The following is a 3267-nucleotide window of genomic DNA, read 5'->3' as shown; positions in this document are numbered from 1 at the left end:
AGCCAGAACCACGCGTAGGGCGCCTCGGCATCGCGCGTGACGGCGTCCTCGAGGACGCGCTGCGCCGCCGCGAGCGAGTCCTGCTCGTAGAGCGCCCGCCCCAGGCCGACCCGTGCGTCGGTCCGCTCGACGCCGGCCGCAAGAGCGCTCCGCAGGCGGGCGGCGATCTCAGGCAGATAGTCCGGCAGACGGTGGCGCGTCTCGTACAGCATCAAGGTCGCGAGCGCCAACGTCACGTCCGCTTCCGCCCTCGAGGGCGGGACGTCGCCCTGCGTCACCAGGTTGACGAGCCGGAACGGCGTCTCGCGGCGGAGGTCGGCGCCGTCGGTGACGCCTTCGGTCGAGGGCGGCGGGTCGCGGCGGATCCAGTGGTCGGTGAACGAGACGTGGGGGATGTCCGAGGTCCCGCCCGTCCGCATGTGGCAGCTCACGCAGTCGCCCGTCATCGCGTCCACCAAGCCGGACGTGTCCGGGCGCGAGCACGCGTCGAGGTGGCCGTCGTCGCCGTGGCACGTCGCGCACGACTGGTTAAAGTGGTCGGCCGGGAGCGAGGCCGTCGCGACGTGGGGGTCGTGACACGACGTGCACGTCAGGGGCCGGTCCGTGCCCAGGCTCTCCTCGTAGCACGCGCTCCGCATCATGCGCTCGGCGTGGCTCGAGATCCCGAAGTCGTCGGGGTCCTCGATGGACGCCTGGGTGACGTAGACCGAGCGGTGCGCCGAGAGCGGTCGGCCGGGCCGGTACGTCGTGGCGTCGTGGCCCGGCGCGTAGACGGTCTCGCCGGTCAGGTGGCACTGCTGGCAGACGTCGAGTTGGAGGTCGGTCGGCAGGTTGGCGGGGTTGACGATGCGCGTGGAGCTCGGCGCGCCGCCGGCCTCGAAGGCCGAGACGTGGGCCGAGCCCGGACCGTGACACCGCTCGCAGGTGATCCCGAGCGGGACGTCCGTGAAAAAGTTCTGGCTCGTGTCGTGACCGGGTCGCCCGTTGTGGCACGTCAGGCAGTCGAGGGTGATCGGCCGGTCGAAGCGCTGGTTGATCTGGGAATAGCCCGGGCTCAGGTCCCAGATCTCCCGGTCGACGTACCACGTCAGCGGCATCTCAGTCAGGTACGATCCCTCGAGGTCCGCCTCGTCCTCGAGGGGGCCGCCCGCCTCCATCAGGTACGACCGCGTCGCGTGGCCCGAGCCGATCACGTGGCTCGCCGCGTGCGTCCGCTCCCAGCCCGGCGTGTCCGGCCGCGTCTCGCGCTGGTACAAGGTGTCGCCCCGGACGAACGGCTGGTAGCAGTACCCGTCGGCGGCACATACCGTAGGACCCGTTCCGTCCGGGCCGAAGGCCTCGGGCGCGGCCTCGAGGTCGAACAGGGACACCGAGCGGCCCATTCCGGTCTGGGCATAGCTCGTCGCGAGGTCCGCGTGGCACTGCTGGCACGACGCGTCGCCGACGTACGTCCAGGCGTCGTCCTCGAGGACGACCGGAGGCGTGTCGCCGCACGCGGCCAAGCCGTACGCGGCACCAACGGCGGCGAGCAGGAAAAAAGACCGGATCACATCGTGTCGTTTCCCTCAAGATACCCGCCCAGCGGCCGATGACAGAGGGCGAGGGCTCTCGGCACGGGCCTTGCCTAGCACCTAGGAGAATCCCCCAGCTCTCTCCAGAGCCCGTTTGCCCCCGTGGCCGTTACCGACCTACCCGATTCGATTTCCTTCCCCCCGGCCGGCGACCGTCCGTCGGCGCGGCGGCGCGGCGGCTGGCCGCCTCCGGCCGGGACGTTGCCGGTCGTGATCGGCGTGCTGGTGCTCACGTCCCTCCTCCTGGGCGCCGCGCTCCTGGTCGCCCTGTCCGACGCCCGGGCCTCCGCACCGAGCGCCGTCGACCTCGAGGCCGTCGAATCCGACGCCACCGCCGCTCCGGATCCGGTCGCACCCATTGCGGCCACGGCCACGTCTGCGCCCTTAAGCCCGCCGTCTGTCGCGAACTTCCCGGCCGACCCCTCCCCCATCCCGGTCGATCTTCTGACCCGCTTGGAGGGCGCCAGCGACTCCCCGCTCGAAACCGAGCTCGGGTTTCTGCTCGACGCCGTCCAGCACGGGTTCAGCCGAAACAGCGCGCGACTGGAGCCGACGCTTCGGTCCTACGTCTACCGCATGACGAGCCGGTTCGTCTGGAACCCCGAGTCCTTCCGCATCGCCGTCACGGCTCCCGACCCGGAGCTTGCCGCTGCGAGAGGCGAGCTCTTGAAAAGTCTGTTCGAGGACGCGGTCGCCACCGGTCGGCTCGACGTCGGAACCGGAACCGGTCCTCATGCACTCATGGTCATCCCTGACTAGTCGATGTCCTACTTAACCATCGCCCTCTTCGTGTTCCTCGCCTTCGCCACCGGCGGAGCGACGATCTTCTTTTTCTTGAGGGACCGCGCGCAAGCGGCCTCAGGACGCGGTGGCCCCGTGTCGGAGCCGCTGGCCGGCGAGGTCCGAGCGATCGGCACGCAGATCGAGAACGCCCTGGCCGAGCAACGCCTCCAAGGCGAGACCCAGCGGATGGTGCTGTCCCAGAAGCTCGACGGCGTCCGCCAGACCGTCGACACGCAGCAGGCCCAGGTCCAGGTGCTCCAGAGCGAGATGCGCCACGAGTCGCAGCGCCGAGACGCGGAGATCGCGGAGATCCACGACCGCCTGGCCTCGATCCAGACCGGCGGCGAGCTCGCCCCTCCCCCGTCTCTCGCCCTCGAGGCCCACTCGCCCGAGCACGTCGAGGACGAGCCCACCGTCGCCGAGTATGAGCCTTTCGAGCACGAGCACGAGACGTCGCCCGCCCTCGAGGCCGACTCCTCGGTCCACGAGGCACGCGAGACCCCGGTCACTCCCGAAGCGCACGCCCAGGTCATGGCCGAGCCGCCCCAACCGGTCGCCGCTCCGGTCGAGTCCCTCTTCTCCGAGGTCACCTTTGAGGACGCGTCGTTCGAGGACGTCTCGCTCGACATTCCCGCTCCGTCCTCCGCCCTCAAGGACACGCCCGTGGCCGAGGCACCGGTTCCTGCCGAGGCACCGGCTCCTGCCGAGGTACCGGCTCCTGCCGCACCCGAGCCCGCCCCGTCTTCTGTTGAGACGACCGCCGACGAGAGCTCCCTGGCGGACGCTGCCGACGAGCCGTCGCCTGTAGTCCACGACCCGACGGTCCAGGACACCGCCTTCGACGCCCCGGCCTCCCAGCCGGCGCCGTTCCATCCGTCCCCCCAGGGTGACGGATCGGCAAGCGACCTGCTCG

General features: G+C 70.6%; 1 protein-coding gene and 2 pseudogenes. 2 read left to right on the top strand and 1 reads right to left on the bottom strand.

The window, feature by feature from the left end:
- Window positions 1-1550 (bottom strand): annotated as a pseudogene (locus tag WBA11_RS18315) (hypothetical protein); the annotation flags it as partial.
- 123 nt (window positions 1551-1673) lie between these two features.
- Between WBA11_RS18315 and WBA11_RS18310 the strand changes: the two are divergent.
- Together WBA11_RS18310 and WBA11_RS18305 are read left to right on the top strand one after the other, a co-directional pair.
- Entirely contained in the window at window positions 1674-2330 is a 657-nt protein-coding gene (locus WBA11_RS18310) for a hypothetical protein (protein ID WP_424522073.1), read from the top strand.
- Between the two features lie 3 nt (window positions 2331-2333).
- Window positions 2334-3267, top strand: a pseudogene (locus WBA11_RS18305) (hypothetical protein); the annotation flags it as partial.

This window comes from Rubrivirga sp. (genome assembly GCF_049648075.1).
Lineage (GTDB): Bacteria > Bacteroidota > Rhodothermia > Rhodothermales > Rubricoccaceae > Rubrivirga.
The sequence above is the reverse complement of the archived record's forward strand: the minus strand, read 5'-3'. Positions and strand labels throughout refer to the sequence as shown.